At 38.4% G+C, this 25636-nt stretch carries 29 protein-coding genes; 17 read left to right on the top strand and 12 right to left on the bottom strand.

The annotated features are described in order from the left end of the window. The first annotated feature begins 112 nt into the window (after positions 1-112). On the top strand, positions 113-712 hold the full coding sequence (locus tag FS458_RS14865; protein ID WP_144701879.1) for a CDP-alcohol phosphatidyltransferase family protein: 600 nt from the start codon (positions 113-115) through the stop codon (positions 710-712). Continuing rightward, positions 709-2136 carry a dihydrolipoyl dehydrogenase family protein gene (locus FS458_RS14860; RefSeq protein ID WP_144701876.1) on the top strand — a complete coding sequence of 476 codons (1428 nt, stop codon included), beginning with the start codon at positions 709-711 and terminating at the stop codon, positions 2134-2136. The genes FS458_RS14865 and FS458_RS14860 overlap by 4 nt, the downstream gene beginning before the upstream one ends. A gap of 77 nt (positions 2137-2213) precedes the next feature. Here FS458_RS14860 and FS458_RS14855 read toward each other — a convergent pair whose 3' ends face one another. Beyond that, positions 2214-3290, bottom strand: a complete 1077-nt coding sequence (locus FS458_RS14855; RefSeq protein ID WP_144701873.1) for an FAD-dependent oxidoreductase — start codon at positions 3288-3290, stop codon at positions 2214-2216. A gap of 173 nt (positions 3291-3463) precedes the next feature. On the opposite strand from FS458_RS14855, the gene FS458_RS14850 reads away from it, so the two are divergent. Further along, on the top strand, positions 3464-4543 hold the full coding sequence (locus FS458_RS14850) for a diguanylate cyclase (protein WP_260858665.1): 1080 nt from the start codon (positions 3464-3466) through the stop codon (positions 4541-4543). Between the two features lie 46 nt (positions 4544-4589). Here FS458_RS14850 and FS458_RS14845 read toward each other — a convergent pair whose 3' ends face one another. Further along, positions 4590-4928, bottom strand: a complete 339-nt coding sequence (locus FS458_RS14845) for a hypothetical protein (RefSeq protein WP_144701870.1) — start codon at positions 4926-4928, stop codon at positions 4590-4592. 533 nt (positions 4929-5461) lie between these two features. Between FS458_RS14845 and FS458_RS14840 the strand changes: the two genes are divergently transcribed. The 5 genes from FS458_RS14840 (at position 5462) to FS458_RS14820 (ending at position 9649) form a co-directional block, all read left to right on the top strand. Then, complete coding sequence (locus FS458_RS14840; protein ID WP_186320628.1) at positions 5462-5965, top strand: GNAT family N-acetyltransferase; 504 nt, start codon at positions 5462-5464, stop codon at positions 5963-5965. A gap of 1153 nt (positions 5966-7118) precedes the next feature. Continuing rightward, positions 7119-8132 (top strand): Gfo/Idh/MocA family protein, encoded by a 1014-nt coding sequence (locus FS458_RS14835; protein WP_144701867.1) that lies wholly within the window; start codon positions 7119-7121, stop codon positions 8130-8132. Positions 8133-8207: 75 nt separating this feature from the next. Further along, entirely contained in the window at positions 8208-8693 is a 486-nt protein-coding gene (locus tag FS458_RS14830) for a DinB family protein (protein ID WP_186320572.1), read from the top strand. 15 nt (positions 8694-8708) lie between these two features. Continuing rightward, entirely contained in the window at positions 8709-9164 is a 456-nt protein-coding gene (locus FS458_RS14825; RefSeq protein WP_144701861.1) for an SRPBCC family protein, read from the top strand. A gap of 257 nt (positions 9165-9421) precedes the next feature. Next, positions 9422-9649 carry a hypothetical protein gene (locus FS458_RS14820; RefSeq protein WP_144701858.1) on the top strand — a complete coding sequence of 76 codons (228 nt, stop codon included), beginning with the start codon at positions 9422-9424 and terminating at the stop codon, positions 9647-9649. A gap of 41 nt (positions 9650-9690) precedes the next feature. Here the strand turns inward: FS458_RS14820 and FS458_RS14815 are convergent, their stop codons facing one another. Continuing rightward, positions 9691-9954, bottom strand: a complete 264-nt coding sequence (locus tag FS458_RS14815) for a hypothetical protein (protein ID WP_144701855.1) — start codon at positions 9952-9954, stop codon at positions 9691-9693. A gap of 107 nt (positions 9955-10061) precedes the next feature. Between FS458_RS14815 and FS458_RS14810 the strand changes: the two genes are divergently transcribed. Further along, positions 10062-10691 (top strand): LysE family translocator, encoded by a 630-nt coding sequence (locus tag FS458_RS14810; RefSeq protein ID WP_144701852.1) that lies wholly within the window; start codon positions 10062-10064, stop codon positions 10689-10691. 142 nt (positions 10692-10833) lie between these two features. Beyond that, positions 10834-12138, top strand: coding sequence for an amino acid permease (locus FS458_RS14805; protein ID WP_144703658.1), 1305 nt, complete (start codon positions 10834-10836; stop codon positions 12136-12138). A gap of 360 nt (positions 12139-12498) precedes the next feature. Here the strand turns inward: FS458_RS14805 and FS458_RS21105 are convergent, their stop codons facing one another. Next, positions 12499-12885, bottom strand: a complete 387-nt coding sequence (locus FS458_RS21105; protein WP_233096388.1) for a hypothetical protein — start codon at positions 12883-12885, stop codon at positions 12499-12501. A gap of 138 nt (positions 12886-13023) precedes the next feature. Between FS458_RS21105 and FS458_RS14795 the strand changes: the two genes are divergently transcribed. From FS458_RS14795 to FS458_RS14780, 4 genes are all read left to right on the top strand, one after another. Continuing rightward, complete coding sequence (locus FS458_RS14795) at positions 13024-14046, top strand: NADP-dependent oxidoreductase (RefSeq protein WP_144701849.1); 1023 nt, start codon at positions 13024-13026, stop codon at positions 14044-14046. Between the two features lie 70 nt (positions 14047-14116). Further along, positions 14117-15133, top strand: coding sequence for a S66 family peptidase (locus FS458_RS14790; RefSeq protein WP_144701846.1), 1017 nt, complete (start codon positions 14117-14119; stop codon positions 15131-15133). 239 nt (positions 15134-15372) lie between these two features. Further along, entirely contained in the window at positions 15373-16161 is a 789-nt protein-coding gene (locus FS458_RS14785) for a DUF4397 domain-containing protein (protein WP_144701842.1), read from the top strand. A gap of 2 nt (positions 16162-16163) precedes the next feature. Beyond that, positions 16164-16832 (top strand): class F sortase, encoded by a 669-nt coding sequence (locus FS458_RS14780; RefSeq protein ID WP_144701839.1) that lies wholly within the window; start codon positions 16164-16166, stop codon positions 16830-16832. A gap of 78 nt (positions 16833-16910) precedes the next feature. Here the strand turns inward: FS458_RS14780 and FS458_RS14775 are convergent, their stop codons facing one another. Then, positions 16911-17705: a TIGR00266 family protein gene (locus tag FS458_RS14775; protein ID WP_144701836.1), complete on the bottom strand. Its 795-nt coding sequence runs from the start codon at positions 17703-17705 to the stop codon at positions 16911-16913. Between the two features lie 473 nt (positions 17706-18178). Here FS458_RS14775 and FS458_RS14770 point away from each other — a divergent pair, with 473 nt between their 5' ends. Continuing rightward, entirely contained in the window at positions 18179-18517 is a 339-nt protein-coding gene (locus FS458_RS14770; RefSeq protein WP_144701833.1) for a MerR family transcriptional regulator, read from the top strand. A 16-nt stretch (positions 18518-18533) separates the two neighbouring features. On the opposite strand, the gene FS458_RS14765 is transcribed toward FS458_RS14770, so the two are convergent. Together FS458_RS14765 and FS458_RS14760 are read right to left on the bottom strand one after the other, a co-directional pair. After that, complete coding sequence (locus FS458_RS14765; RefSeq protein WP_144701830.1) at positions 18534-19382, bottom strand: SDR family oxidoreductase; 849 nt, start codon at positions 19380-19382, stop codon at positions 18534-18536. A gap of 69 nt (positions 19383-19451) precedes the next feature. Further along, complete coding sequence (locus FS458_RS14760; protein ID WP_144701827.1) at positions 19452-19745, bottom strand: hypothetical protein; 294 nt, start codon at positions 19743-19745, stop codon at positions 19452-19454. Between the two features lie 299 nt (positions 19746-20044). On the opposite strand from FS458_RS14760, the gene FS458_RS14755 reads away from it, so the two are divergent. Continuing rightward, positions 20045-20698, top strand: coding sequence for a C40 family peptidase (locus FS458_RS14755; RefSeq protein ID WP_144701824.1), 654 nt, complete (start codon positions 20045-20047; stop codon positions 20696-20698). 64 nt (positions 20699-20762) lie between these two features. On the opposite strand, the gene FS458_RS14750 is transcribed toward FS458_RS14755, so the two are convergent. The 4 genes from FS458_RS14750 to FS458_RS14735 form a co-directional block, all read right to left on the bottom strand. Further along, on the bottom strand, positions 20763-21785 hold the full coding sequence (locus FS458_RS14750) for a M14 family zinc carboxypeptidase (RefSeq protein WP_186320627.1): 1023 nt from the start codon (positions 21783-21785) through the stop codon (positions 20763-20765). A 235-nt stretch (positions 21786-22020) separates the two neighbouring features. Continuing rightward, entirely contained in the window at positions 22021-22521 is a 501-nt protein-coding gene (locus FS458_RS14745) for a DMT family transporter (protein WP_144701818.1), read from the bottom strand. Between the two features lie 14 nt (positions 22522-22535). Next, on the bottom strand, positions 22536-23240 hold the full coding sequence (locus tag FS458_RS14740; protein WP_144701815.1) for a Crp/Fnr family transcriptional regulator: 705 nt from the start codon (positions 23238-23240) through the stop codon (positions 22536-22538). Positions 23241-23266: 26 nt separating this feature from the next. Then, positions 23267-23692: a DMT family transporter gene (locus FS458_RS14735; RefSeq protein WP_144701812.1), complete on the bottom strand. Its 426-nt coding sequence runs from the start codon at positions 23690-23692 to the stop codon at positions 23267-23269. 201 nt (positions 23693-23893) lie between these two features. Here FS458_RS14735 and FS458_RS14730 point away from each other — a divergent pair, with 201 nt between their 5' ends. Then, positions 23894-24811, top strand: a complete 918-nt coding sequence (locus FS458_RS14730) for a hypothetical protein (protein ID WP_144701809.1) — start codon at positions 23894-23896, stop codon at positions 24809-24811. Positions 24812-24977: 166 nt separating this feature from the next. Here the strand turns inward: FS458_RS14730 and FS458_RS14725 are convergent, their stop codons facing one another. After that, positions 24978-25598, bottom strand: coding sequence for a cell wall hydrolase (locus FS458_RS14725; RefSeq protein ID WP_144701806.1), 621 nt, complete (start codon positions 25596-25598; stop codon positions 24978-24980). Positions 25599-25636: the final 38 nt, after the last annotated feature.

Raw genomic sequence — 25636 nt, 5'->3', positions numbered from 1 at the left:
ACATGCTGTACATCACATTTGTTTTATGTGTTTCAATAACCGTTTTTCTTGTACTGAAAAAACAGATTTAACGATACTTATCAGCTGGAAATTAAAAGTGAGGGAGAAGTTGATGCTAGATACTCATGCAAGAAAGTATGTACAGCCGACTATTTTGAGTACGGCGAGATTATTAATAAAAGCGGGATTGAGTGCGAATCAAGTTACTTGGATCGCCTTTATCATTGGAAGTACATCAGGTGTGTCGATCTATTTTGATCAGCCAATCCTAGCTGTATGTGCGCTATGGTTTTCTGGATTTCTCGATGCAGTTGATGGTACGATGGCACGACTTACAAAACCTTCTCCATGGGGAACTGTATTAGATATTACCTTTGATCGGATTGTTGAGATTAGTGTGATCATTGGGTTAGCGATAGCTTTTCCTGATTCGCAGCTTCCACTTTTGCTCTTATCCGTGTCAATTATTGTATCGATGACAATCTTTCTAACAGTAGGAGCAGTGAGTGAGAAGCAAGGTATGAAGTCTTTCTATTATCAAGCAGGTTTAGCCGAACGTACAGAAGGGTTTATTTTGTTCAGTCTTATGATTGTATTCTCAAATTATTTGACGGTTATAACATTACTATTTTTTGTAATTGAACTTTATACAGCTTTGCAAAGATTGCTTGAAGCTAAGGAAATCTTGCAACACAAGGAGGGAGAGATGTGAAGAATTATGATGTTATTATTATCGGTGGAGGTGCTGGAGGGCTTACGGTAGCTTCTGGAGCTAGCTCTCTTGGAGCGAAAGTAGCTCTAATTGAAAAAGAACGGCATCTAGGTGGTGATTGTCTTCACGTTGGCTGCGTTCCTTCAAAAGCTTTTATACAAGCTTCAAAGGATATTTTTACTGCTAGAACCAAAGGGAAGGAACTTGGTCTAGATGTTTCTGGATCTGTTGACTTAGAAAAAGTCAATGAACGTGTACAGCAATCCATACAAGCGATCCAAAAGCATGATAGTGATGAACGATTTACATCACTAGGTGTCGACCTTTATAAGGGATCGGGAACATTTACCTCGGCAAACACTGTGAGAGTTGATGAGCAAGAGATATACGGGAAAAGGATCGTTATTGCTGCCGGCTCACGACCTCTCGTACCACCGATTGATGGTTTGCAGGATGCGGGGTTTTGGTCGAACGAAAACTTATTTAAGCAAAAAGAATTGCCAGATAAGATTCTTGTAATTGGCGGTGGCCCCATAGGGCTGGAATTATCACAAGCTCTATCACGTTTAGGCTCAAAAGTTACTATCGTTGAAAAGGGAAAGAAACTCCTAGCAACAGAAGATGAAAGTATCCGAAAAGCAGCGGTTTCCATATTGGAGAAGGAGTTAACGATTCAATTAAATTCAGAAGTAGAAAAAGTACAGGTAGCATCAAACGGAAGAAAAAGAGTTGTGATTAACAAAGGTCATGAGCAATATACAGAGGAATTTGATCAGATTCTTTTGGCTGTCGGCAGAAAACCGAATAGTGACAGTTTGAATCTGAATGTTGCAGGGGTATCTCAAGATAAGCGAGGGTTCATTCCTACAAATGAAAAGTTGCAGACGAATGTACCCCATATCTATGCAATCGGTGACATTAACGGCAAATTCGCTTTTACACATGTAGCTGGGGAAGAAGGAAAAGTTGTCGTTCAGAATGCAATCCTTGGTGTACCAAAGAAAATGAGCTACAATCACATTCCCTGGAACATCTATACCCAACCAGAGATTTTTCATGTAGGTATGACGGAACAAGAAGCGAGAAAGATAGGAATTAAGTTTTCGGTTTATGAAATTCCTTTAACTGATGTTGATCGGTTTATCTCGGATCACGAAGCGGACGGTTTGATAAAATTTATTACGGATCAGAATGGTAAGATCCTGGGTGGGCATGCAATAGGGAATGGTAGTGGTGATTGGATGCAGACTGTTATTTTTGCATTGAAAAAGGGAAGCAAAATTGGAGACCTTTCACAGATGATCTATCCATATCCTAATCATGCCGCTGCTATTCAGCGTACAGCTGATCTGTACTGGAGGAGCAAGTTGTTTAGCGGAACATTGCCAAAACTAACAAAAAAGTACATCAGTTGGTTTAGATAGAGTGTTAGGAGCAGAAAATGATCTGCTCGTTTTTTTGAGCTTAACCTCTATAATCTCTTAAAATTTAGCGACTAGAATTATAGATGTTTGTTCATGAATTTTTGATCAATTAGATTCTTTAAGCTCCAAGCCCATTTTCCATAAATAACGTAGTCGCCATAAGTAAATAATCCATGTTTATGGCCTGTGGATAAGATAGATACGTAATACTTTTGAGGCTTGAACGAAACTAGTGTTCTACCTGTTATCAATCGCTTAATATTATTCCAGAGAATGGGTCCTTGTCTAACCGCGTAGACACCGTTCTTCGGAAGGTCAGGATAGATCGATAAAGACACACAATCACCAGCTCCAAATACGTACGGATAATCAGCGCTCTGTAGTGTGTCATCGACGAGTAAGTACCCTTTTATATCAGTGGAAAGCAATGCTTGTTTAAATAGTGAGCTTGCTTTTGGTCCGGTTACGGGCATGATTGCAGAGTACTCGATCTTTGTACCTTTATCAGTAACAACGATGTTGTTTTCCAATTTATCTATCTTTTCATTTTCGTAATAGACAAGATTATGGGATTTAGCGATTTCTCTTATTTTCTTTGTTGCTTTGTTTCCATAAGAATGAAGGAGTGGAGATGAGCTGATCAAGGTTACGTGATTCTTCAAACTTTGCTTTTGGCGCCAAGCCGATGTAGCAAGGGCGAGCTCTACTCCAGCAGAACCACCTCCGATTATGACAGGACTTTCACTTGATCGGAATTTTTTGATCTGTTCAGGAAAGCGGTAGTTTGGTTTAATGTTTAAACCAACAGTTCTGGTTAAATCCGAAGAGATCCCAGAACCAATATCAAAAGAAATCACATCAAATGAATAGATTCCGCCAGAAAATCCTAACAACACTTTCTGCATGGGATCAAAAGAGATGATAGTGTCTTCTATAAACGAGACAGAGGCTCGACTGCATAACGACTCTAAATCGATACGAATTTCGTCTTCGTCATAAAGACCTTCTGTAAATCCTGAAAACATGCCTGAATAATATTGAAATTTTGACGATGTAATAAGTGTAACTTCTAAATTGTTAACATTTTCATTTAATAGGCTGCGCAGGATGGAAAGGTGAGCATGACCACCACCGATTAATAAGAGCTTTGTCAAAATGAACACTCCAGTTTTATTGATGAGAATATACCTTTAATCATATAAGTAGAAATTGATTCGTGCGAATGATTTGTTTGTTTAAAGGTAAAAAAGAAAATTCTTACAAATGTTTTGGTATTTTTGTTAGTTTTTGGATGTAATGTATGGTATTTTACTAGATGGTGATAAAAATGATAATTGTTAAACAGCTTTTTGCTAATCTTGCAATCTTAGTCGCACTATTGTTTCTGTATACCCAGATTAAGAAAGATCCACCACTCCGTATGAATTCTACTATTAAGAAAAAGATAACTACAGGAGTGGCAGGGGGATTGTTCAGTAACATCCTCATGCAGTACAGCATTCCGATCGGTACAACTCTGATCGATTTGAGACATATCCCAGTCATTCTACTAGCCTATTTTGGTGGAGCAGTGCCGGCATTCATAGGAATGTTCTTAGTTATCGCAGGGCGGTTTTTAATAGGGATTAATATTTCTTCTTATACGTCTAGTCTGTTAATGTTAACTGTTACCTTGTTTGCAATCGGAATCTCAAGAACGAACTTGAGCCAACAGACAAAAAAATGGTCCATGCTTACTTTTGCAAATCTATTAACAACCCTCTTATTCTTCTATCTGATTGAGGACCAACAGTTGCTGCTTTACTTAATTCCTGGATATTGGTTCGTTTCCTTTCTCTCAGGTTATGTAGCGTTTCAGGTATTACATATTTTATTTAAGAGTCAGATGATGTTTGATAAGTACAAAGCAGAGTCTACGATCGACCCGTTGACGGGGTTGAACAATGTAAGGAAATTTGATGAAGTATTCAACAGTTGTATGGCAGATCTTGAAAAGAAGAAAAAGCTTTCTTTGTTGTATATCGATATTGATTTTTTTAAGAAAATTAATGATACTTATGGTCACTCAGAAGGGGATGTTGTTTTAAAAGATTTAGGGTTGATCCTTAGATCATGCGCACGGCCAACAGACATTGTGAGTAGGAACGGCGGAGAAGAATTTACGGTCTTACTCGTAGATTGTTCGCTGGATCAAGCAAAAAAAATCGCAGAAAGAATTAGATCAACGGTGGAAGAGCATGCATTCCTCTTAAACAGTGGTACAGAAGTGAACATCACAGTTTCTATCGGATTATCTAACTTTCCAGAAACAACTCCTAATGGAAACTTAATGATTAAAGACGCAGATAAAGCATTGTATGAAGCGAAGAGAACTGGAAGAAATAAAGTATGTACAGCCAATCAATGAAATGTAAGAAAAGGAACGAAGTAATCGTTCCTTTTTTTTGCTAGAACTAAGCCATGTTTCCGTTCATTCCAGGCGGACCCATTGCAATAAAGCTAATATCTCTACAATCAATAATAAATGTTCGTGTAACACCTAGATTGTCAACATATGTGAAGTAAGCACAACAAGAGTCAGGATCAAATTTCAAGAGTTGAAAAACAGTCGAATTATCCCCTTCACCACTTATCAGGCGAATCGGTTCTCTTGTTCCTTTATTCAGAAGAAATAGAGAGGGATTTAAACTGCTGTTACATTGACTAGATATTTGCTGAGCTAAATTTTTTAAAATACAGCATGCACAACCACCGCATTTTGAAAGGTTGGAGCAACCACAATTTGCTAACATCTTAAAGATCACCTCTTTTACTGGATCGGTACGATACCACTAATTTCGTGACAGTCTACAGCAACTTGCAAAGTGACCGTATTTTGCTCAATCATAATCTCAAAAAAGCGCAGCAACTCTCAGCTTCAAAGCGTAGGAATCGAAAGAGAATAGGGGTATCACCGACTGGACGACTTTCCCCTTTTGGCAGAATATAAAAGAACTGATTGTTAGTTGTACAACCCTCTGTACATTCCTCATTTAAACGACGAAAAATTCCACAGATACAACCCTCGCAGCTTGTTTGAGGATGTTGCTTCTTCTCGTTTTGAAATAGATGTTGTTTTGAGAATAAACTGTTTCTTGAATGTTTCATCATATATAAGCCTCCCCTAAGTTATTCTCGAACATAGTGTATGCATAGGCTGAAGCGGAGTGACAAATTTAAGGAATTGAGATGAGTTAATGTATGATAATTCGATTTTCAACAAACCCTCTTCTTTTCACTGAAAAGGAGTATTAAAATGGATAATAAACAAATGGTGATGAAGGGGATAACGGGAATGGAAATTGTTGAGATACGGAATGTTGACGAATGTACCGACGAGCTGTCTGATCTTTTAATTAAAGTAGTAGATGAAGGAGCTTCAATCGGCTTTTTGTCTCCGCTAAAAAAACAAGAAGCTGATGCCTTTTGGGAAAGCTGTGTGGAACCTGATATTTTGTTTTGGATCGCTAAAGTTGATGAGCATATCGCGGGTACCATTCAGCTTCACTTGTGTACGAAACCAAATGGAACTCATCGTGCAGAGGTAGCTAAGCTGATGACACACCCAGCATTTAGACAAAAAGGAATTGGGCGAAAGCTGCTGCTTCATGCAGAACAAAGGGCAAAAGAAATAGGGCGGTCACTGCTTGTTTTAGATACAAGGGAAGGTGATCCATCAAATCTACTTTATCAGTCGTTTGGTTTTCAAGAAGCGGGGCGAATACCCTTTTTCGCTAAGAACGAAAAAGGTGGATTAGATACAACCGTTTTGTACTATAAAACGATATGACTCATAACTTTTTGCCGTCACTTGAGGAAGATTTTGTACTTCGAGTACGGCTTTTTTTATGTTGAATAAAGTGTAATTTAAAATAGAACTTTCCAATACCATCGAGTCCAGTCTAAATTCCTTCCAATAAGAGGTGGTTTAACCAATTTGCCTTAAAGTTGTTACAAAATTATGGAAATCATTATTTTTACTACTCATTAATTCCCATTCCTTTACAATTAACTTGAAGAATATGGTGAAGGAAGGGAAATGTATTTATGGATCGCCAACTATTAATCTCAATTGTCATAGTCATCATTTTATTTGAGAGTTTGTTTATTTACTTATTTCTTATGTATAAGAAAGGAAACATAGATCAGAACCCTATATTCTTACTCTTCAAAAAGGAATGGAACATCTTATACCATGCCTTCTTTAAGTGGAGAATTAAAAAACGTATGGTGATTCAGAATGATAGTTACCTCTTTCATAAAAACTCCAATTATTTTTATCTATTTCTAGCTTTAATCCACGAACAAATCATTGAGACGATTGTGTTTCATATTTACCTTAAAAAAGAAGAACCTAACATAGCTCTTATTATGCTAGTTTTACATATTTACAGTGTTATCTACATGCTAGGTGACTATAACTTAATGAGAAATACCCCTTTTCGTATTACCAAAGATAAAGTAAGGATGAAAATTGGTGCTAGACGATCTCTATATTTTAATTTAAGCTAGATTGACTATATACAGCCTGCCTCAATCAAATACAACAAAAGTGGAAGTATCATAAATGAGAAGAGAGTATTCCATGCTACGGCTTTCCCAAGAATACTTACGATTATTTTTGGGATTAGCGATGAGCTAAAATATGAAATAGTGTTTAAGGATCCAGTGCAAGCAAGAGGTTACTTTGGACAAAAACAAGAGATTAATAAAGTGCATCTTTATTTTGATCATGCGGGAGATTTTGTAGAGTCACTTCAAAATAGAATGGTAATAGAAGGCGCAAGTGAGAGCAGCGTATAGAATCAAGAAGCAAATTTTAGTTATTTTATTAACTTTGATAAACTTCTAAACTCCTAGTAAACACAGTAAAGCTTGTTATGTATTGCACGCCTCTCTTATGTATAATGGTAATAATTCTAGCTTGAGGAGTGGTAAAGGTAATGAATGTAGCTCTACTCAGTAAATGGCACGTGCATGCAGTCGATTATGCACGAGAAGCAATGGAAAATGAAGCCATCACGATCAAAACGGTTTGGGACGAAAACGAAGAGCGAGGAATCCGATGGGCGGAAGAGTTAGGTGTTTCGTATGAAGCGGATCTCCAGAACGTGCTAGCTGATTCAAGCATTGATGGTGTAATCGTTACTACAGCAACAAACCGTCATAAAGAGGTAATTATCGCTGCTGCGAACCATGGGAAACATATTTTTACTGAAAAAGTCCTAGCTTTCACAGTGAAAGAGTGTGAAGAAATTTTAGATGCTGTAGACAAAAATAAGGTACAACTTATGGTCAACCTTCCAAGACTTACAGAAAGCTTTTACCTCTATGCCCAACAAGCAGTAGACATTGGACTTCTTGGAGATCTTACATATATTAGATGTCGCGTAGCTCATAACGGATCAGTACCTTCGGAAGAGAATCCAAAAGGATGGCTGCCACAGCACTTTTATAATAAAGAAGAGTGTGGAGGAGGAGCTTTGATCGATCTTGGGGCACATCCAATTTATTTAACGAACCGTTTAGGTGGAAAAGTAAAAGCAGTAAGCAGTAGATTGAATGAATTATACGAATTAGGTGTAGATGATAACGCTGTCGTTATGGTGGAATATGAATCAGGTGCTATGGGAATGATCGAAACGGGCTTCTTATCTTATGGAAGCCCTCAGCAACTCGAGCTTTACGGCACAGAAGGTACACTTATGGTTGAATGGCAAGATGTAAGAATTAAAAGTAAGCACCTTGGCACAGAGGATTGGGTAAAGCCGGAACTGCCGAATCCAATCTCTTCTAATATGGAGCAATGGGTTGAGGCGATTGAAAATGGGGTGAAGACGACGATAGAAAGAGATGATATTGTGAACCTAACGGCAATAAATGAAGCAGCAGCTATCTCGAGTAAAGAAGGTCGTCGTGTGCAACTATCAGAACTAATATCAAAGCAGAATATTTAAAGTTTATAAAAAGGAATCCAACCTCCTTGTGCAGAATGTATGTTCGTAAACAGTTCTGAACAAGGAGGTTTTTGTATGAATAAAAAAACAATTCTTTTAAATCAAATGGCGGCAAACCATAATGAACCAAACTGGTTTGTGCCTATTGATCGAGCACTTCAAGGACTTACAATTGAACAAGCGAGGGAAAAGTCTGGTGAAAGCAACTCTATATGGGAGATCGTCAACCACTTGATTTTCTGGAACGAACGTTATTTACAGAGGTTTAAAGGAAATTCGCCCCATCAAAAGGTTGAAAGCAATGATGAGACGTTCGAAAACAAAAACGGTCAGGATTGGGAAGCAGCTAAAGATCAATTATTTGCTATCCTAACGGATTGGGCGACTGTATTAAAAGATGCAGAGGGTAGTATCTTTGAAATTTCTGCTCATGAAGACCGTCACGACCCTTGGTATTCTGTACTTGCTCATATAAACATTCATAATGCCTATCACATCGGCCAAATCGTTGAGATAAGAAAATCTAAAGGAAACTGGGATTCTAATAAAGGTGTTCATTAAAAGGAGGGCTAGAATGTGGAGAATCTAAAGTTTGTATATGTTACATATATAGAGACCTCATCTGAAAAATTGTGGGATGCCCTAACAAACGGAGATTTAACAGAGCAATACTTTTTCGGCAGCCGAGTGGATTCGGAATGGAAAGAAGGTTCACAGATTACATATTCACGCGGCAGTAAGGTGACTGATTGGGGAGAAATCTTAACATATGAGCCACAAAAGAAACTCTCCTTTACATGGTTCAACAAGTGGGATGATGAAGTTCGGAAAAAGCCTACTATTGCGACATTTCTGCTTAAGGAGTTGAACGGTACAGTGAGGTTGACATTGCGTCACGAGAATTTGAAGGATGCAGATCTCGTAGAGGATGAAGATACGTTCGTAGGATTTAACAATGGCTGGCCAGCGATCTTGAGCAACTTGAAAACAATGCTGGAAACAGGACGAACGTTGCCACCAGTAATTTCTTGAATACTTTTTATAAAAGGGAGAGTGATTCTTCCTTTTTTTATGTATGTACCATTAACCTTTAAGCGCTGCGATATAACGGTCATCAGAACGTAGCACGAAATTCTTCCACTTTGTTGTGCTCCTTTTAAAATGGTGTAAGCAAAGTCTAGCAAACAAATTATAGGAATTATTGTTAAACGACTCAACAGTTCATAGGTCGCAGTTTTAAAAATTTTGGAGAGGGAATTATTAAATAAAACATAAAGGAGGTGGCTAGCATGTCTGTTTATGACCAGATCAGCTCTTGTTGCAGCAGGATCGAGAAAGCAGACACAAAGGAAGACGTACTTCGTGAAGTAGATAAGCTGGACAACTACGCCTCTTATCTAAACGCAGAGAAAGCAAAACGACTTCATATTTATTGTGATAACATTCGTAAACTTAATGTTGATGTGAAAACTGAAACCGTCAACCAAGCCGGTTTTATCCGAAATTTATTTACCTAAACATAAAGATCCCTCATGAGCTCTCATGAGGGATTTATACGTTAATCGTACCTAGTATCTTGCAGTGCAGCTTGTGTTTCGTGAAGATGTCTCAAGTATTCTTTGGCGTGATGAATGTGTTTCTTTTCTTCTTCAGACATTCCTTCACCTACGTCATGTACTGATTGCTGAGCGGTTTCTAGCCATATTTTTGCGGTTTGAAAACAAGATGGCGTTTGATTTGCTTGTGCTTCTATCATAGCTTCATCCGCACGCTTAACATGGTCAAGAGCTTCTTGAATCTTAGGGCTTAACTGATGATCCATTTGTATGAACTCCCATTCACAATATGATTTTTTAGGTCTGATTAGAATTACTTCCGAATAAGATGAAGACAAGCATAAGGTGTCCATCTTATATGTGGAGGTAATCAATGATATTATTTTTTAAATATGTACTGCTAGGTTTATCTCTTGCTGCACCAATCGGTCCTGTAAATGCTGCACAGATGGACCGCGGTATTAAATACGGATTTTGGCAAGCTTGGATGGTCGGATTAGGTGCAACTCTTGCAGATGCTCTCTATATGCTTATGGTCTACATGGGGCTTGTAAGCTATATTAATACACCATTCATTAAAACTTTCCTCTGGCTATTTGGCAGTTTTGTTCTTCTTTATACGGGAATCGAGACATTAAAAAAAGCTTCTGCTGAAAGAAAGAGCAGTCAACAAGATTACACGGTACATAATAGCAGGAGTTTTATGGCTGGTTTTCTCATGTCTCTTACCAATCCACTTACTATCTTATTTTGGTTAGGAATATATGGTTCTATACTTGCAGAAACTGCAACGAAATATTCATTAGAAAGTCTACTTCTTTATAGTGCAGCTATATTTACAGGCATACTAATGTGGGATTTCGCGATGGCAGTCGTATCAAGTAGTTTTCGAAAGATGCTGGCTGACCGCATTCTAGATGGAATTTCGAAACTATCAGGTTTATCATTAATCGGATTTGGTTTTTACTTTGGTTATAAAGGTATCTCGTTTTTATTATCGTAAAAATTGTTTTTTCTTACGCCAATGAATATTCAATCGCTTAAGATAAACAATAATACCTGTAAAGCAGGAGGGTATTATTGTGAAAAAAAACAATTGTAGTGGACCGGTTCAACCAAATCTTGATAAATCAGAAGCAAAAAACATGGCTTGGTGGCAGCTCTCTCTTGTTGGAGTAGGGTGTACAATAGGAACAGGTTATTTTTTAGGATCCACGATTGGAATCCAGCTTACCGGCCCTTCTATTGTATTTTCCTTTATATTGGCAGCAATAGGAACTTACATCGTGTTTCAGTTATTAGCCAAAATGACAGCAGCAGATCCTCAAAAGGGTTCTTTTTGTTATTATGCCACACATGCCTATGGAAGATGGGCGGGTTTTAGTTGTGGCTGGAATTATTGGGTCTCTAATATATTGATCATGGGAAGCCAGCTCACTGCACTTTCAATCCTCTCTCAATTTTGGTTGCCACATGTTCCGCTTTGGATCTTTGCAGCTTTTTATGCAGTTTTAGCCATTATTGTTGTGTTAGCGGGAACGAAGAAATTTGATCAAGTTGAAAATTTGCTGGCTGTCATAAAAGTAGCAGCAATCGTTATGTTCATTATTTTGGCGATCGCAGGACTAATTGGTTTTGTTGATGGAAAAAACTATGATCTAGTCATACCAAATACGTTCAACGGTTATTTTACAGGAGGACTTAAAGGCTTCTGGTCGTCTCTAATCTATGCGTTTTATGCATTTGGCGGAATAGAAGTAATCGGTATGATGGCGATGCAATTGAAAAAGACAGAAGATGCTTCAAAAGCGGGTTCGATCATGCTATTTATCCTTACAATTATTTATGTCTTATCGATTGGACTTGCTGTGTCTACGGTTGCTTTAGAAACATTTGATCATAAAGAAAGTCCATTTGTTACGGCGATGGAAAGGTATCATCTAGGTTTTTTCCCGCATGTATTTAACGGAGCGATCATTATAGCTGGGTTTTCAGCTATGGCGGCAGCTCTTTTTGGAGTGACTAATCTTTTAAGAACGCTTGCAGAAGACGGAGATGCTCCTAAATTATTTGCGAAAACGATAAAATTTAAAAAACTGCCGCTTCCTGCGATGGGTTTAGGAGCAGGAGGCCTTTTAGCAAGTATCATAACAGCACTTCTCCTCCCAGGACGTATTTATGAGTACATTACAACGGCAGCTGGGATATTACTTCTATTCAACTGGTTGTTTATCATTTTGTCTTCCATGAAGATACTAAAGCAATCTATAGGGGTGAAGCTGATTTCGATCGTTGCAATCGGATTAATCTCTTTAGCCGTAACAGGTACATGGTTTGAAGAAACCATACGACCGGGGCTTTATGTTAGTATTGGAATCTCGGTAATCATAGGAATAATTGCTTTGATTATCCAAAAGAAACGTAATAAACAAGAAAAAAGTTCGGTTTAATTCTTTTGTGTGAAAAACATTTTATCAAATCATTAAACACATGGAGTGAGGGAGGACAGTGCCCATCTAGATTTGAACTTAGATTCTAGCCTTGATCGGGGAAATATTCTAGATGGCAATGACCACGACCAGTGGGAAGAAGAGGGAAATGATGACGAGGGAATTCTTGATAATATCCTTGGTGTTTTTTATAAGAAACGAGATTAAAGAAAGCCGTTCCCCGTGGGAGCGGCTTTTTCTTACATCATAAGAAAGGTTAACTTGTTTGTAGATGAATTTCAACGTAGTAACAAGTTAAAACGAGAGTATAAATGCAACTAAGGCTGACATGAAAGGCTTGGTTTCAGCCCATTTTTTAAATCAACCAAAACATACGAAGTTTCGGATCTGAGAAAATCCGTATCGTACGCGCTGACGCCGACCGCCAATCCAAATATAGCCGGTTACGCTGTTTTGGCGTATTGCTACAGGAAAGAACCAAAAGTCACGCCCAAACTGACCTGGACGACGTAGACCTAATAGCCCCCAATTTCCTAAACAACTGCATAACCGTGCACGAATTTGTGGGGGCTGGAAGTTTTGAGTGAAAAAAGGTTGTGGAATCTGGCTTTGTGCAAATTGTTGGGGCGGTGGTGAAAATGGACCTGCTTCATCTTCTTCCATTTGGCGCTCTACATAATTTGATTCGTCAATGGAGTGTTGATGTTGATGATTATATGGATGATTGTTCATGGGATAATTGTTCATAAAGGCTTTTCCTCCTTCCACAAAACAGTTTGTTCGATATATGAATATGATAGCTGCTTCTTATGAGTATCTTGTTCGTTGTACATAATAGTAAAATTAGTAAGAAATGGGCGAAATGCTGGAGGTATAAACAATCAAATGAAAGCAATGATAATCGATCGCTACGGAGAGGACGTAGCACTTCAAGAAACAAAAATAGATATACCCGAAATAGGGGAGCAAGATCTTTTAATCCGAATACATGCTGCAAGTATAAATCCGATAGATTTTAAAATAAGAGATGGAAAAGTAAAAATGTTGTTATCCTTTCAAATGCCATTAATTCTTGGGAATGATTTTTCAGGTACCGTTGAACAGGTAGGAAGTAAAGTGACTAAGTTTCAACCTGGAGATAAAGTGTTTGGTAGACCAAGAAAGAGCCGCATTGGAACATTCGCCGAATATATTTCAATTCATGAAGAAGATGTGGCAATCGCACCAAGTAACATTTCCTTGATTGAAAGTGCTTCACTGCCGCTAGTTGGCTTGACTACTTGGCAAGCCTTTCATGACGTTCTTCAATTGAAAGAGGGACAAAAAATCTTAATCCATGCTGGTGCGGGCGGAGTTGGTACATTTGCGATTCAGCTTGCAAAAACTATGGGAGCCTATGTAGCCACCACAGCGAGTAATAGAGGATACGATCTTGTTAAGTCATTGGGTGCTGACGAGATTATCAATTACAAAGAACAAGATTTTGAGAAGGTTCTTAAAGGGTATGATGCCGTTTTTGACACGTTAGGTGGAACTTCTTTAGAAAAATCATTTAAAGTGTTGAGACCCGGTGGAAAGATTGTTTCTGTTTCAGCTGTCCCGAATAAGGCATTTGCAGCAGAAAACAATTTGGGGTTCTTCAAAAAGGTGATTTTTTCTATTGTGAGTAGTAAGATAGCAAAGCTTGAAAGAAAACATAACGTTCATTACCATTTCCTATTCATGAAACCGAGTGGGGAACAGTTAAGCAAGATTGCTGATTTAGTAGAAAAAGAAGTGATCGTACCTGTGATCGATAAAGTCTTTCCATTTAAAGATGCACAAAAAGCAATTGAGTATGTAGAAACGGGAAGAGCAAAAGGAAAAGTAATCATTAAAGTGGAATCACCTCTAATTGCGAAAGATTGAAGGAACTCTAACTAAATTTGTGGAAGTTTAATTAACAACAGAAAAAATACAAAAAGTAGGATGAGTTCAGATGATTAGATATCCAGTATTAAACGATAATGCATCGATCGGAGTAACTGCTCCTTCCTCAGGTGTACAATCAACTCTTCATGATATGTTCAAGCAGGCCTGTATTCGGATGGAGAAGAAAGGATATGAGGTAACTTGTGGTGAAACGGTTTGGACACAGAAAAAAGCGAAGTCAGCACCAGCAAAAACACGTGCTGCTGAGTTTAATGAGATGTTAAGAGAACCAAATATAGATTTAATCATCCCTCCTTGGGGTGGTGAGCTATTAATCGAAATCTTAGAATATGTTGATTTCACGAATTTGCCAAAAAAGTGGATTCTAGGTTATTCAGATACGAGTGCTCTGTTGCTTTCCATCACGTTAAAAACAGGGATCGCAACCGCTCATGGAACAAATTTCGTCGATTTAAGAGGTGAGTACTCTGATGAAACAACAGCTATGTGGGAAAAAGTACTTTCAACAGAAGAAGGTAAAACTGTTCTTCAGAAGTCCTCTGAAAAATATCAAAAAGAATGGCAACACCAGGCGCCAACACCATACGTGTTTCATTTGACTGAAGATACAGAATGGAAGACGGTTTCAGGTGAGGATGAAAAGATTTCTGGGCGTCTGCTGGGCGGTTGTATTGATGTGATTCGGCATCTGGTAGGGACACCTTATGGTAACCTCGCTGATTTTAATAAACAGAAAATCAATGGTGAACCGATCCTATGGTATTTAGAAAATTGTGAGATGAACACGGCTGATTTAAGAAGATCATTGGTTCAGATGAAGCTAGCCGGCTGGTTTGATAACTGTTCAGGTTTTCTATTCGGCCGAAGCCCTGCTAATGATCCTGTTAATGACTATACTGCTGAAGATGTGTATAGAGAATTGGCAGATGAGTTGCAGATCCCTGTTATATACGATGTGGATTGTGGACATGTACCGCCTCAAATTACATTTGTAAACGGGGCTTTTGCCGAAGTCGAGGTAAAAGGTGGTAGAGGAACGGTTTTACAACATTTTCGTAAATGAACGGCTAACCGATAAGAAATAATTAACGCAACACAATATTACAAATTCTTGAGAAGTTGTCTCTTATTTTAAGGGCAATTTCTTTTTTTTTGTTCACTAAACGAACAACGGATAAAATAATAAATTGTAAATATTTTAAAAATATGGTTTAAGTTAATAGTTTAAGTGGTACATAACTTACACAAACACATTACATTTATTGTACGGTGGTTTGTATACCATTTGTGAGGAGAGATGAAATGAAAAAGTTTTTTGGGTCTGCACTTGCCGCGGTTATGATGTTTGCTATGATGGCAACGGGGGTTTTTGCTGAGTCTAATGATGCAATGGTTCGTATTGTACATGCTTCACCAGATGCCCCTGCAGTTGATGTGTATGTCGATGGAAAACCAGTAGTCGAGGGTGCGGAGTTTAAGGCGGCAACAGATTACATGCCATTGCCAGCTGGCGAACATAAAGTGGAAATCTTTGCAGCGGGTACTAAAGATAATGCTGTAATCTCACAAAATTTGTCCGTTGAAGCAGGTAAAGCTTATACAGTAGCTGCAGCAAACATGCTAGAAATGATTGAGCTGGCAGTTGCAGAAGATTCCATGGAAGCAACTGAAGGAAAAGCAAAAGTACGCATCGGCCATCTTTCTCCTGATGCACCGACAGTGGATGTAGGTTTAATCGGAGGGGACGCTTTGTTTAGTGGAGCTACTTTCAAAGCATTTACAGATTATAAAGAGTTAGATCCAAATACGTATGATTTAGAGATTCGAACTCCAGATGGTAAGCAAGTGCTTGACCTCTCTGGAACAAAGCTTGAAGCAAATATGGTTTACAGCGTTTATGCAATCAATACAGCAGATAAACTTGAAGTACTCGTTCTTCAAGACTCAATGGTAATGCCGTCAGAAATGCCAAAAACAGGAATGGGTGGAGCATCTGATGATTCAACGGCAAGCTATACAGCAGAAATTATCGCTGTAGCTGGATTGGGTGCGCTTGCGTTTGTCCTTTATCGAAAACGTACTGTTCAATAAAAATGAGAAATCAAATTATTTTAATACCAATTTTATTCCTGCTGAGCAGTTGCTCAGCAGGAAATAACTATGAAAGTGATAAAAAACAAGAGTATAGTGAGAACAAGATTCTAGTTTCATCACAAGAAGAAACAGATACAAAATCAGCTCAACAAACCGATTCTATGATGAAAATGAATAACGATGATGCAAAAAAAGATGAGTCAAATGAGACTGAATCCATTGGTATTCTTCCAACAAAAATCGAGATTCCAGCTTTAAAAGTGAGCGCTTCTGTAAATGGACAAGGACTAAACAAAGACGGACAGATGGAAGTGCCAAATAACGGAGAAGATGTTGGTTGGTATGAGCTGGGTACTAAGCCCGGGGCAAATGGAAATGCAGTTATAGCTGGTCACGTTGATGATTATAAAGGCCCTGCTGTATTTTTTTATTTAAAGAACTTGAAAGCAGGTGATCTCATTCATGTTTATGGGAAAGGAAATGAAAAAGTTTCTTTTCAAGTGGAAAAGGTCGTTGCCTATAAAAAAGACGAAGCACCTTTACGTGTGATATTTGGACCTGGTCAGCAGCCTAGGTTAAACCTCATAACATGTACAGGTGTATATAATAGGAAAAACAATGAACATGAGAAACGGTTGGTCGTTTATGCAAAACGGATCAAACTATAAAAAGAGCAGAGACCATCTACTGAAGATGATTCTGCTCTTTATTTTAACTATAACATCTGTTTAACTACCATTTCTTAATCAATCTCCATTTAGCATTCCGAACACGCCTTTAGCAATGCTGCCTTCATCACTTGATCCACCTCTATGCGGAGCTGCAGCAAACACACGACTTGCCAAGCGGCTGAACGGAAGAGACTGGATCCAAACGGTTCCCGGTCCTCTTAATGTGGCAAAGAACAAGCCCTCACCGCCAAATAGTGCTGTTTTCACGCCTTTAACCATTTCAATATTATAATCAACTCCGCTTGTCATAGCAACCAAGCATCCCGTATCTACACGCAGTACTTCGCCAGGTGCCAATTCTCTTTTGTGAATGGTTCCACCAGCATGAACGAATGCCATCCCATCGCCTTCAAGCTTCTGCATAATAAAACCTTCACCACCGAAGAAGCCTGCTCCAATCTTACGTTGAAATTCTATGCCGACTGCTACACCTTTCGCAGCGGCTAGAAACGCATCTTTTTGGCAGATCACTTTACCGCCAAGTTCACTTAAATCCATCGGAATGATTTTTCCAGGATAAGGAGAAGCAAATGAAACATGTTTCTTTTCGCGTTCTTCATTCGTAAATGTTGTCATGAATAGACTCTCACCTGTCAGTACGCGTTTGCCGGCATTGAATAGTTTGCCCATTAAACCAGTGCCGCCTGATGAACCTGACCCGTCTCCAAAGATCGTCTCCATCTCTATGCCGTCTTCCATCATCATTAGTGCACCAGCTTCAGCGATTACCGTTTCTTTTGGATCTAACTCTACTTCAACGAACTGCATATCATCGCCATAAATTTTATAATCAATCTCGTGGTTATTCATGTTCTATTCCCCCAATAATGTTTAATCTGTGTTTCATGCTGAGACCCATTCAAACCTCTTTATCCGTTTCTGAGGTGAAATAAGATTTGTGCTTAGTTAAAATCAACCATACAGCCATTAAAAATATTGAATATCCTATTAGCACAACAATCTTCTTCGTCTATTGACTCATTAACGAACTTTACTCGATAGAATGCATTAGATATTACGCACCTGCAGCCTTTTGGTTTCAAAAGTGAAAATATTTTTAAAGAATTTATCATCAGATACTCTGTGCCGATGATTTAACAATTAAGATGGTGGAAATCTCCTGCAATCAAACTCGTAATTCTTTGGTCAAACCTGTTAGAAAATATATCAAGGGATTCATAAATATATAAAAACGTAGGTGAGATAATCTAACAGCTTTGTTGAATGAAAGGTTCATTAAGATATAGTAAAAGCAGGGGGTAGGGAGAAGGAGTGGCTTCTATATGTCTTTTGAAAATACACCATATAAAGATAAGAAGGTTATTTCAATAGGTATTGTAAGTGAGTTAACGGGATTAACATTCAGGCAGATTCGTTATTACGAAGAAAGAAAGTTGATCTTCCCGGAACGTACTGAAAAAGGGACACGGAAATATTCATTTTCTGATATTGAAAAGCTCGTTGAGATTGCAAACAAACGAGAAGACGGAGTACAAACACATGAAATTAGAACAGAGATGAAAAAGGAGAAAGAAAAACCTGCAGAGAAGAGTGTGCTAAAAGAAATGCTCCGTGGACAATTCAATGCTCACTTTAAGAACAACCATGATCAAACATCATAAAAAGGCAGTCCCATGACTACCTCTTTTTGTTTCCTACTAGTTTCATTGTTATTATTCTTTCTAACGTCTTCCATGGAACGATTGCTTTTAGCCATATCGTTAATCTCACACCTCTACCAATCGGATACCGCAGTTTAGGTGTTTTTGTGGCGGTAGCTAGTTTAGTTACTAGCTGTGCGACATCAACGGGATCTCCATGATTTCCTTTGCTGCTCTCCATGTTTTTCATCAATGCCTCCATATAAAAATAATAAGGAGACTTAGAACTAATGGTCATGTTGTCAACCGAAGACCAGATGTTTGTTTGATAAGATCCAGGTTCAATAAGAACAACATCTATACCGAACGGACGAAGCTCTAAACGCAAACTTTCGCTGTATCCTTCCAACGCATGCTTAGATGCCGTATAAGGTGATAGACCAGGAAAGCCGAACTTTCCAGATATGCTGCTCATATTAATGATGCGTCCACGCTTGTTTTTACGCATGAAGGGAAGAACGGTTTGCGTAATCGCGATAACACCAAACACATTTGTTTCAAACTGAAGACGATATTCATCGATTGAAAGTTCTTCCGAAAAACCGCCAAGTGCAAATCCTGCATTATTGACTAAAACATCAATGCTAGGAAACTCTTTGATGAAGTCTTTAAAAGTAAGAATAGATTCTGTTGATGTCACGTCCAGAGCATAAAGATGAATTTGGTCACTTACCTTGTTTTCGTCTGCCAACTTTAATAGAGATTCTGCACGACCGATATTTCGCATCGTACTTATTACGTAGAAACCGGCCTTCGCAAGTTCAATTGCACAATGCATACCAAACCCGCTAGATGTGCCAGTCACAATGGCTGTTTTTCTGTTCATTTCATTCTCCTCATAAAAAAGTTCGTTAAGTTATGTACTAAACGTAAACGAACTTTTCCGAGCATTCAACTATTTATAAGGATTGTGGGGCTTCTTATCTCGATAGTTATAAATAACATAAACAAAGCTTGAGTATGATCCGACTGCAGCAACTCCATAGACGATTCCCATTACGATACCAGTCCAAAGACTATGCGGATGTGCAATTAAAACAGATATGATTAAGCCCAGCAAACAGGCGATCGTTGGTATCCAAGCAGAGATGTAAGGAAAGAAGATCTTGAGGATTTCAATCATGATGATGATGGCGGGTATAGCAATCAATGCATCCCAAAAGTTAGTAAGAATGAACGGGAACTCCAAATAGATGCCTCCTTACCCTTTTTTGCCCTTTATATACTCTATACAGAATACAGCTAATCTTTCCTTCTATTTGTCCACATTGTGCAAAAATTTATTTGGTTTTCTCTTTTGTTCATAGATTTGATTCTTACCTGTACACAATGAAAGGATTTCGTCACTTTTTTAAATATTACAATATGTAATTTCTCATACACTCTGCCGAAAATTGTTAAACCGCTGTAATCCCCTTACAATGTCTTTGTCATCTCAGCCTGTTAGTATGGGACAGGTCAGATTAAATAAGAAAAGGGGATGTTACTTTGAAAAAAGCAGCAGCAGGATTAGCAATAGCAGGTGTCGTGGCGTTTAATCCGATTGTGGGTGAAGCAGCTCTAGGTGATCAAACGCTGAAACCTGGGACGCAGCATTCAGATGTACAAGACCTCCAACAAACATTAGACAAAAAAGGATATTTTTCATATAGCAAAACAACCGATTATTATGGTAATTATACAACAGATGCCGTAAAGAAATTCCAAGCTGAAAAAGGAATCACAGTGGATGGTATCGCTGGTGATGAAACATTTAAATCGCTAGGAATTGATGCTACAGAAAGTAATTCTTCAATCGTCGAAGTGGCTAAAAAATACGAAGGAACACCTTATCAATGGGGTGGAGAGTCACCTGATGGTTTTGATTGCAGCGGATACTTAAAATATATCTTTGACGAAGCAGAAAATGTTGAGTTACCTCGTACAGTGGATGATATATACGCAGAAGGAACAAAGGTTGATTCACCAGAAGTAGGCGACATCGTATTCTTTGATCTAGAGGGAGACGGTCCGAGCCATGCTGGAGTGTATATCGGAAACGACCAATTTGTACATGCTTCATCTTCAAAAGGGGTAACAACAGCGGAGCTTAACGGCTCTTACTGGTCAGAAAACTATATTGGAGCAAAAAGCTACGAATAAAACGACACAACAAAAACACCTCAATCTTTTGAGGTGTTTTTTGTTGTGTTCTATTTCCTTCTGTTTACTCGTCTTCATCAACCTCACCAGAACGATTTGTTTGTTGAGGAAGTGTATCCCAGAAACTTGCATCCGTTGTGTTGATTGAACCATCTGAAATGGCACGAACAGCAGCATCTAATGTTACGACTGTCTGTTTGATCAAATAACCATTGCTCTTTTGTCCAAGAGCATAATCTTCTCTATAATGGTCAGACATTCCACGCATTTCAAAAAGTAGAGTAGAAATATCATAACGAACAGCAGCACCGTTACGTCCGATGTTTTCCCCAGAACCACCATCGTACTTTCCGATATGTCCCCATCCAGTATGATGAATGGCGTTAAATACAACAGCCCCTAATCGTTTAGATTTTTCAACGACTTCTGGCTTCACCTTTGCATTAGTAGGATAAAGCATAGATCCCGAAACAAGTTGGCCATCCGTTTCGCTTAGCGTTCCTTGGTGATGTAAATCTATCATGTAATCAATGTTATATTTAGCAAACACATTTTCATGCAGTACACGAGCTTCAGGCTCCATTTCATTTGTTGGCTTATCATGTTCACGGTTCAAGTCAACTTCATTTGCATTATAACGGGTAAGGTGGCGGTCACCATCAGCTAAGTAATCTTCAAGCGAAAAGTTTACATCGCCCATTGCACCATCAGCATTAAGCATCGGTATGACTAAAACATTTACATTATTCAACAAACCTTTTGTTTTATTAGTACCGAGATGTTTCATGAACTCTAACGCACCTTCTGTTGTAAGTTGCTCGTTACCATGCTGTTGAGTTAAAAAAAGAATGGTGGGATTATTTGGATTAGATATGTACTTTGCCATGAAGATATCTCGACCTTTTACAGTTTGACCGATCACTTCAAGTTTCATTGCATCTTGTTTAGCATCAAGTGTTTTTAGCGTATCAACAAGTTCTTCGTAAGTATGTAGAATAGACGTTTGTATAGAACCATTTCCTGTACCTGGGCCGTTTCCAACAGCTTGTGCAGGTGAAGCGACAGCATTTAGAGCACTAAAAGCCATTAAGCCAGTCAACGTAACTGAAAGAACTTTTCTTTTTACTTTCAAAGTAATACCTCCATAGTTCGAATTTTTAAAAAGTTTTATACATTTAAGTTTACAGTATGCTGGATTCAAATTTAATAGAGGGTACTACCTATCTTAAAGAATAAGGATGAGAATATAGTTGTGGAAATTTAGAGGCAAACAAGGTAATAAGTAGGATGTAGTAAATGATTATAAAAAAAGGAGAGATCTATTATCTCCCCGTAACTTGTTCTTTCATATGTCTCTGGATGGGTTTAACTTTTTGTTTTTCTTGACTTCTTCCTCCCAATTTAAACACGATAACGCCACCGATAATGACGAGGACTCCTAAAAGCTGCTGAGAGGTAAACGGAATTTTCTCTAGACCGAACAACCCGAGTGAATCCCACATGAGAGCAGAGCCGAGCTGTGACGTCAGAACGATAGAGATAGCGAATGTTGGACCGAGCAGTTTTGTACCTTGAACTAAACAAACAACAACACCGACCCCGATCAATCCGCTGAACCAAAACCAAGTTTCCATATTTTTGAGAACAAATAATTCTTTTCCTTCAAAAACAACACCTAGTGCCATTGAGGCTAGAAAGCCCAAACCTAGCACAAGGGCTGTAGTCGACCATGTTCCGGCATGGTCATTGACTCGTGTGTTAAAAATATTTTGCAGACCGACAAGTACGCCTGCCAAAATTGCAAAGAGTATACCGATAAGCATTTTGAACGCTCCTTTTATTTTTCGTAAATATTTCGATGGTTGGCTAGTTCACTTAAGCCTTCACGATTCTTCACTTCGATAAAACCTTTATGTCGTTCAACGAGCCCTTCTTTAGAAAGGTGTTGGATGACACGGTTCAGATGACGATAGCTTGTTCCGATTAAGTTTGCAGCATCTATAAGATGACTCGTGCTAAGTTTGCCGCTATATAACGCATCTCGTTCGTCAAAACAAACCGACAAAAGGTAGCTCGCAAAACGCACTTCAACCGGATACAGAAGATTAAAGCTTAAAGAGCTTGATTTAACAAAAAACTTCTTGGTGATTACGTTCAGCAGAAACTTTAAGAGCGGCGTATGATCGCTTGCGTATTTATTCAACCACCGGTGATGAATCGCAATCATGTGAACTTCAGAGACGGCTTCAACTGTATTGATAAAGTCAGTTCCTTGGACGTATTCAATATCCCCAACAACATCAAGAGGTGTTTTAAATGAAAGAATGAGCGTCTTACCTTCAGGTGAAGTGTTGAAAATCTTCAGTTTTCCTTTTACTAACAAATATAAATGGTTATAAGGATCACCTTGTGTACAGATCAATTCACCATGATTATAGCTGTATAGAGTTAGATAGGGTAGAAGATCCTCGTTTAAAATAGGTTTGATTTCGAAAGTCTTCAAATAGTACTGAAGCAGCTCAGGGTCGTGAATTTCTCGCATTTTACAATCACCTCACTTCATTCTTCTTAAAATTTTAAAATGACAACTCCTGCAATCATCATGGCAATTCCAATAAATTGCGGAACTTTCATTTCTTTTTTTAATACACCAAACCAGCCTTTGCCATCGATCACAAATGTAATCGCTAGCTGCGAGATTAAGATTACGGCGATCGTCAACGTCACGCCTATAGAGTGAATGCCGTAAATATTTCCATAGATGACGACTGCAGCAAATGATCCGCCAGTTAAATAGATGGGTCGTACTTTCTTAAATTCTTTCCATTTTTGATCTTTTACGATCAAAACAATTAGAACGGCTGCGACAAAACCAGTCAATTGAGTAATCGTTGCTGCCTGCCATGAGCCAATATCCTGGCTGATCCGTGCGTTCGCTACACCTTGCAGAGTAATAAAGGCGCCGGCTAAAAAAGCAAACACTATTCCTTTCATGTCATCACTTCCCAATTAAAAATTCTATAACTATTAAAGAATAGAAGTGGATCCATTGGGAAGGACATATGTCCTAAAACTTTAAAATGTATGTTACACACATGATAATTACATGATGAAATGTTCCTTTTCCTTTCCACTTTTACATATTTCGTATAAAATAAAAAGCTGCACGACAATCTCTATGAAAGAGGTAAGAATATGAAACGTCTAAAGAATCTATCCAATAAAAATAATAAAAACAATGAACAATCAGCAGAATTTAAGAATCGTGAAAGCTGGTTAAAGATTATTATTATCGGTGCTTTCGCTCTATTGATCTTTTATAAGATAGCAACAGCACCATTCGTATTCCGCTTTTCAGACTTTATTTCGGTATTTAGTTCGTTGTTCGCTATAACCATCTCACTCATTTATTTTAACAAGGTCAGCAAATTAGAGAAGATGATTGAGTCTTTTACCTTTAAAGAGAGAGCTGCTCAGTCGTTTGAGACAACCCCAGCAGTTGCTGTTGTCGTGGAAGAGCCTGAACAAGAGCAACTAGAGCTCTTTGAGGAAAAGGAAGAACAGCACAAAGTACCTGTTTCTGAAGTAGAAGAAGTAGACGCAACAGAAGAAGATGAAAAAGAACAAGAAGTAAAAGAAGAAGTAATAGATGAAGAAGAAATTTGGGAAACGCAGCGTATAAAAGAAGAAGAGCTAGCCAAGATCGAGATGGATAAAACTCAGATCTATAACGAACTGTTCTCGCGAGCACAGTTAAGCAAGGAAGAAATGACATACTTTAACGAGAAAATCAGAGAAAAAGAAACAGAAAGCTTTAACACAAAACAAGAATTGAATCAGTTTAAAGATCGCATTCAAAATGTGTTCAAGAAAACACCTCAATTTTTCCAAAAAAGAGATTCTCGAATTGAAGGAATCGTTCGTATGATGAACCCGGTCACACTTAAAAACGCAACTCTTGAAGACTTGAATCAACGTATGGATCAAGTGATTGACGTTATTCCGGAAGAAACACTTAATTCCTTAATAAGAGATGGGTTATTAGATGACACCTATCACCTGACACGCTCAGGCTATCGAGAATTCATTCATGTAAGTAAAACATTTCAATAATTAATGATAGAAAAAAGGTGTGCCTTTGGAGGCGCACCTTTTTGTATTCGTTTAAAGCTGAGACGAATAAAATATAAAATTGTCCGTTCAAACGGATAACTAGAATAATTTAAACGATTGACGACAAAATTTTATCTGCACCACATCAACCATATTTCAAACAAATTTATTTCGCGAAAAGGTGGTTACCGATTTTCGTAACGGAAGATCGTGAGAAAATCCACGTGTCTGTTGCAAGTTCAGGGTTGTAATAATAAACAGATCCGTAAGTGGGGTCCCAACCTTTCATCGCGTCAAGCACTGCACGATAGGCATTGTTGGAAGGCTTTAAATGATATTGCCCATCATGAACGGCAGTAAATGCGTTCGTCTGATGAATGACATCACTCACATTTTTGGGGAATGCAGGGTCTTCTAGACGGTTTAATATAACAGCTGCCACAGAAACTTTGCCTATGTAGGATTCACCGCGTGCCTCACCATGAACAACACGAGCCATCTGTTCTACATCGTGTAACATTAAAAAGGTAGCGGGACCAGCAACACCATCTGATGAAAGATTTGTCTCATACTGAAAGCTAGCAACAGCTCTTTCTGTAATAGGGCCATAATATCCAGTAACAGGTCCATAGAATAATCCAAGTGTTTTTAGTTTTTCTTGTAGGATGGCGACCTCATTGCCCTGACTTCCTTCAGTTAATAGTCCATGCGCTTGAACTTTAGTCGGAACGAATAGAAACGTCAGTGCCACAAAAAAGAGTACAAACTTGCTTAGTAGGTTTATCATTGTAAAACTCCCTTTCCTTCGTGATTTCTATATATTAT

The sequence above is a fragment of the Fictibacillus phosphorivorans genome (assembly GCF_007673525.1).
Lineage (GTDB): Bacteria > Bacillota > Bacilli > Bacillales > Fictibacillaceae > Fictibacillus > Fictibacillus phosphorivorans_C.
Note: the sequence above shows the minus strand (reverse complement) of the source record. Positions and strands in the feature narration are given on the sequence as shown.

What these genes read in the sequence shown, in the direction of transcription:
- FS458_RS14820 (WP_144701858.1), top strand. Translation starts at nt 9,422, where the DNA reads ATGTCTGTTTATGACCAGATCAGCTCTTGTTGCAGCAGGATCGAGAAA.
- FS458_RS14865 (WP_144701879.1), top strand. Translation starts at nt 113, where the DNA reads ATGCTAGATACTCATGCAAGAAAGTATGTACAGCCGACTATTTTGAGT.
- FS458_RS14770 (WP_144701833.1), top strand. Translation starts at nt 18,179, where the DNA reads ATGTCTTTTGAAAATACACCATATAAAGATAAGAAGGTTATTTCAATA.
- FS458_RS14805 (WP_144703658.1), top strand. Translation starts at nt 10,834, where the DNA reads ATGGCTTGGTGGCAGCTCTCTCTTGTTGGAGTAGGGTGTACAATAGGA.
- FS458_RS14795 (WP_144701849.1), top strand. Translation starts at nt 13,024, where the DNA reads ATGAAAGCAATGATAATCGATCGCTACGGAGAGGACGTAGCACTTCAA.
- FS458_RS14780 (WP_144701839.1), top strand. Translation starts at nt 16,164, where the DNA reads ATGAGAAATCAAATTATTTTAATACCAATTTTATTCCTGCTGAGCAGT.
- FS458_RS14810 (WP_144701852.1), top strand. Translation starts at nt 10,062, where the DNA reads ATGATATTATTTTTTAAATATGTACTGCTAGGTTTATCTCTTGCTGCA.
- FS458_RS14845 (WP_144701870.1), bottom strand. Translation starts at nt 4,928, where the DNA reads ATGTTAGCAAATTGTGGTTGCTCCAACCTTTCAAAATGCGGTGGTTGT.
- FS458_RS14745 (WP_144701818.1), bottom strand. Translation starts at nt 22,521, where the DNA reads ATGCTTATCGGTATACTCTTTGCAATTTTGGCAGGCGTACTTGTCGGT.
- FS458_RS14835 (WP_144701867.1), top strand. Translation starts at nt 7,119, where the DNA reads ATGAATGTAGCTCTACTCAGTAAATGGCACGTGCATGCAGTCGATTAT.
- FS458_RS14785 (WP_144701842.1), top strand. Translation starts at nt 15,373, where the DNA reads ATGAAAAAGTTTTTTGGGTCTGCACTTGCCGCGGTTATGATGTTTGCT.
- FS458_RS14815 (WP_144701855.1), bottom strand. Translation starts at nt 9,954, where the DNA reads ATGGATCATCAGTTAAGCCCTAAGATTCAAGAAGCTCTTGACCATGTT.
- FS458_RS14765 (WP_144701830.1), bottom strand. Translation starts at nt 19,382, where the DNA reads ATGAACAGAAAAACAGCCATTGTGACTGGCACATCTAGCGGGTTTGGT.
- FS458_RS14850 (WP_260858665.1), top strand. Translation starts at nt 3,464, where the DNA reads ATGATAATTGTTAAACAGCTTTTTGCTAATCTTGCAATCTTAGTCGCA.
- FS458_RS14775 (WP_144701836.1), bottom strand. Translation starts at nt 17,705, where the DNA reads ATGAATAACCACGAGATTGATTATAAAATTTATGGCGATGATATGCAG.
- FS458_RS14740 (WP_144701815.1), bottom strand. Translation starts at nt 23,240, where the DNA reads ATGCGAGAAATTCACGACCCTGAGCTGCTTCAGTACTATTTGAAGACT.
- FS458_RS14725 (WP_144701806.1), bottom strand. Translation starts at nt 25,598, where the DNA reads ATGATAAACCTACTAAGCAAGTTTGTACTCTTTTTTGTGGCACTGACG.
- FS458_RS14730 (WP_144701809.1), top strand. Translation starts at nt 23,894, where the DNA reads ATGAAACGTCTAAAGAATCTATCCAATAAAAATAATAAAAACAATGAA.
- FS458_RS14750 (WP_186320627.1), bottom strand. Translation starts at nt 21,785, where the DNA reads ATGGCTTTTAGTGCTCTAAATGCTGTCGCTTCACCTGCACAAGCTGTT.
- FS458_RS21105 (WP_233096388.1), bottom strand. Translation starts at nt 12,885, where the DNA reads ATGAACAATTATCCCATGAACAATCATCCATATAATCATCAACATCAA.
- FS458_RS14830 (WP_186320572.1), top strand. Translation starts at nt 8,208, where the DNA reads ATGAATAAAAAAACAATTCTTTTAAATCAAATGGCGGCAAACCATAAT.
- FS458_RS14790 (WP_144701846.1), top strand. Translation starts at nt 14,117, where the DNA reads ATGATTAGATATCCAGTATTAAACGATAATGCATCGATCGGAGTAACT.
- FS458_RS14735 (WP_144701812.1), bottom strand. Translation starts at nt 23,692, where the DNA reads ATGAAAGGAATAGTGTTTGCTTTTTTAGCCGGCGCCTTTATTACTCTG.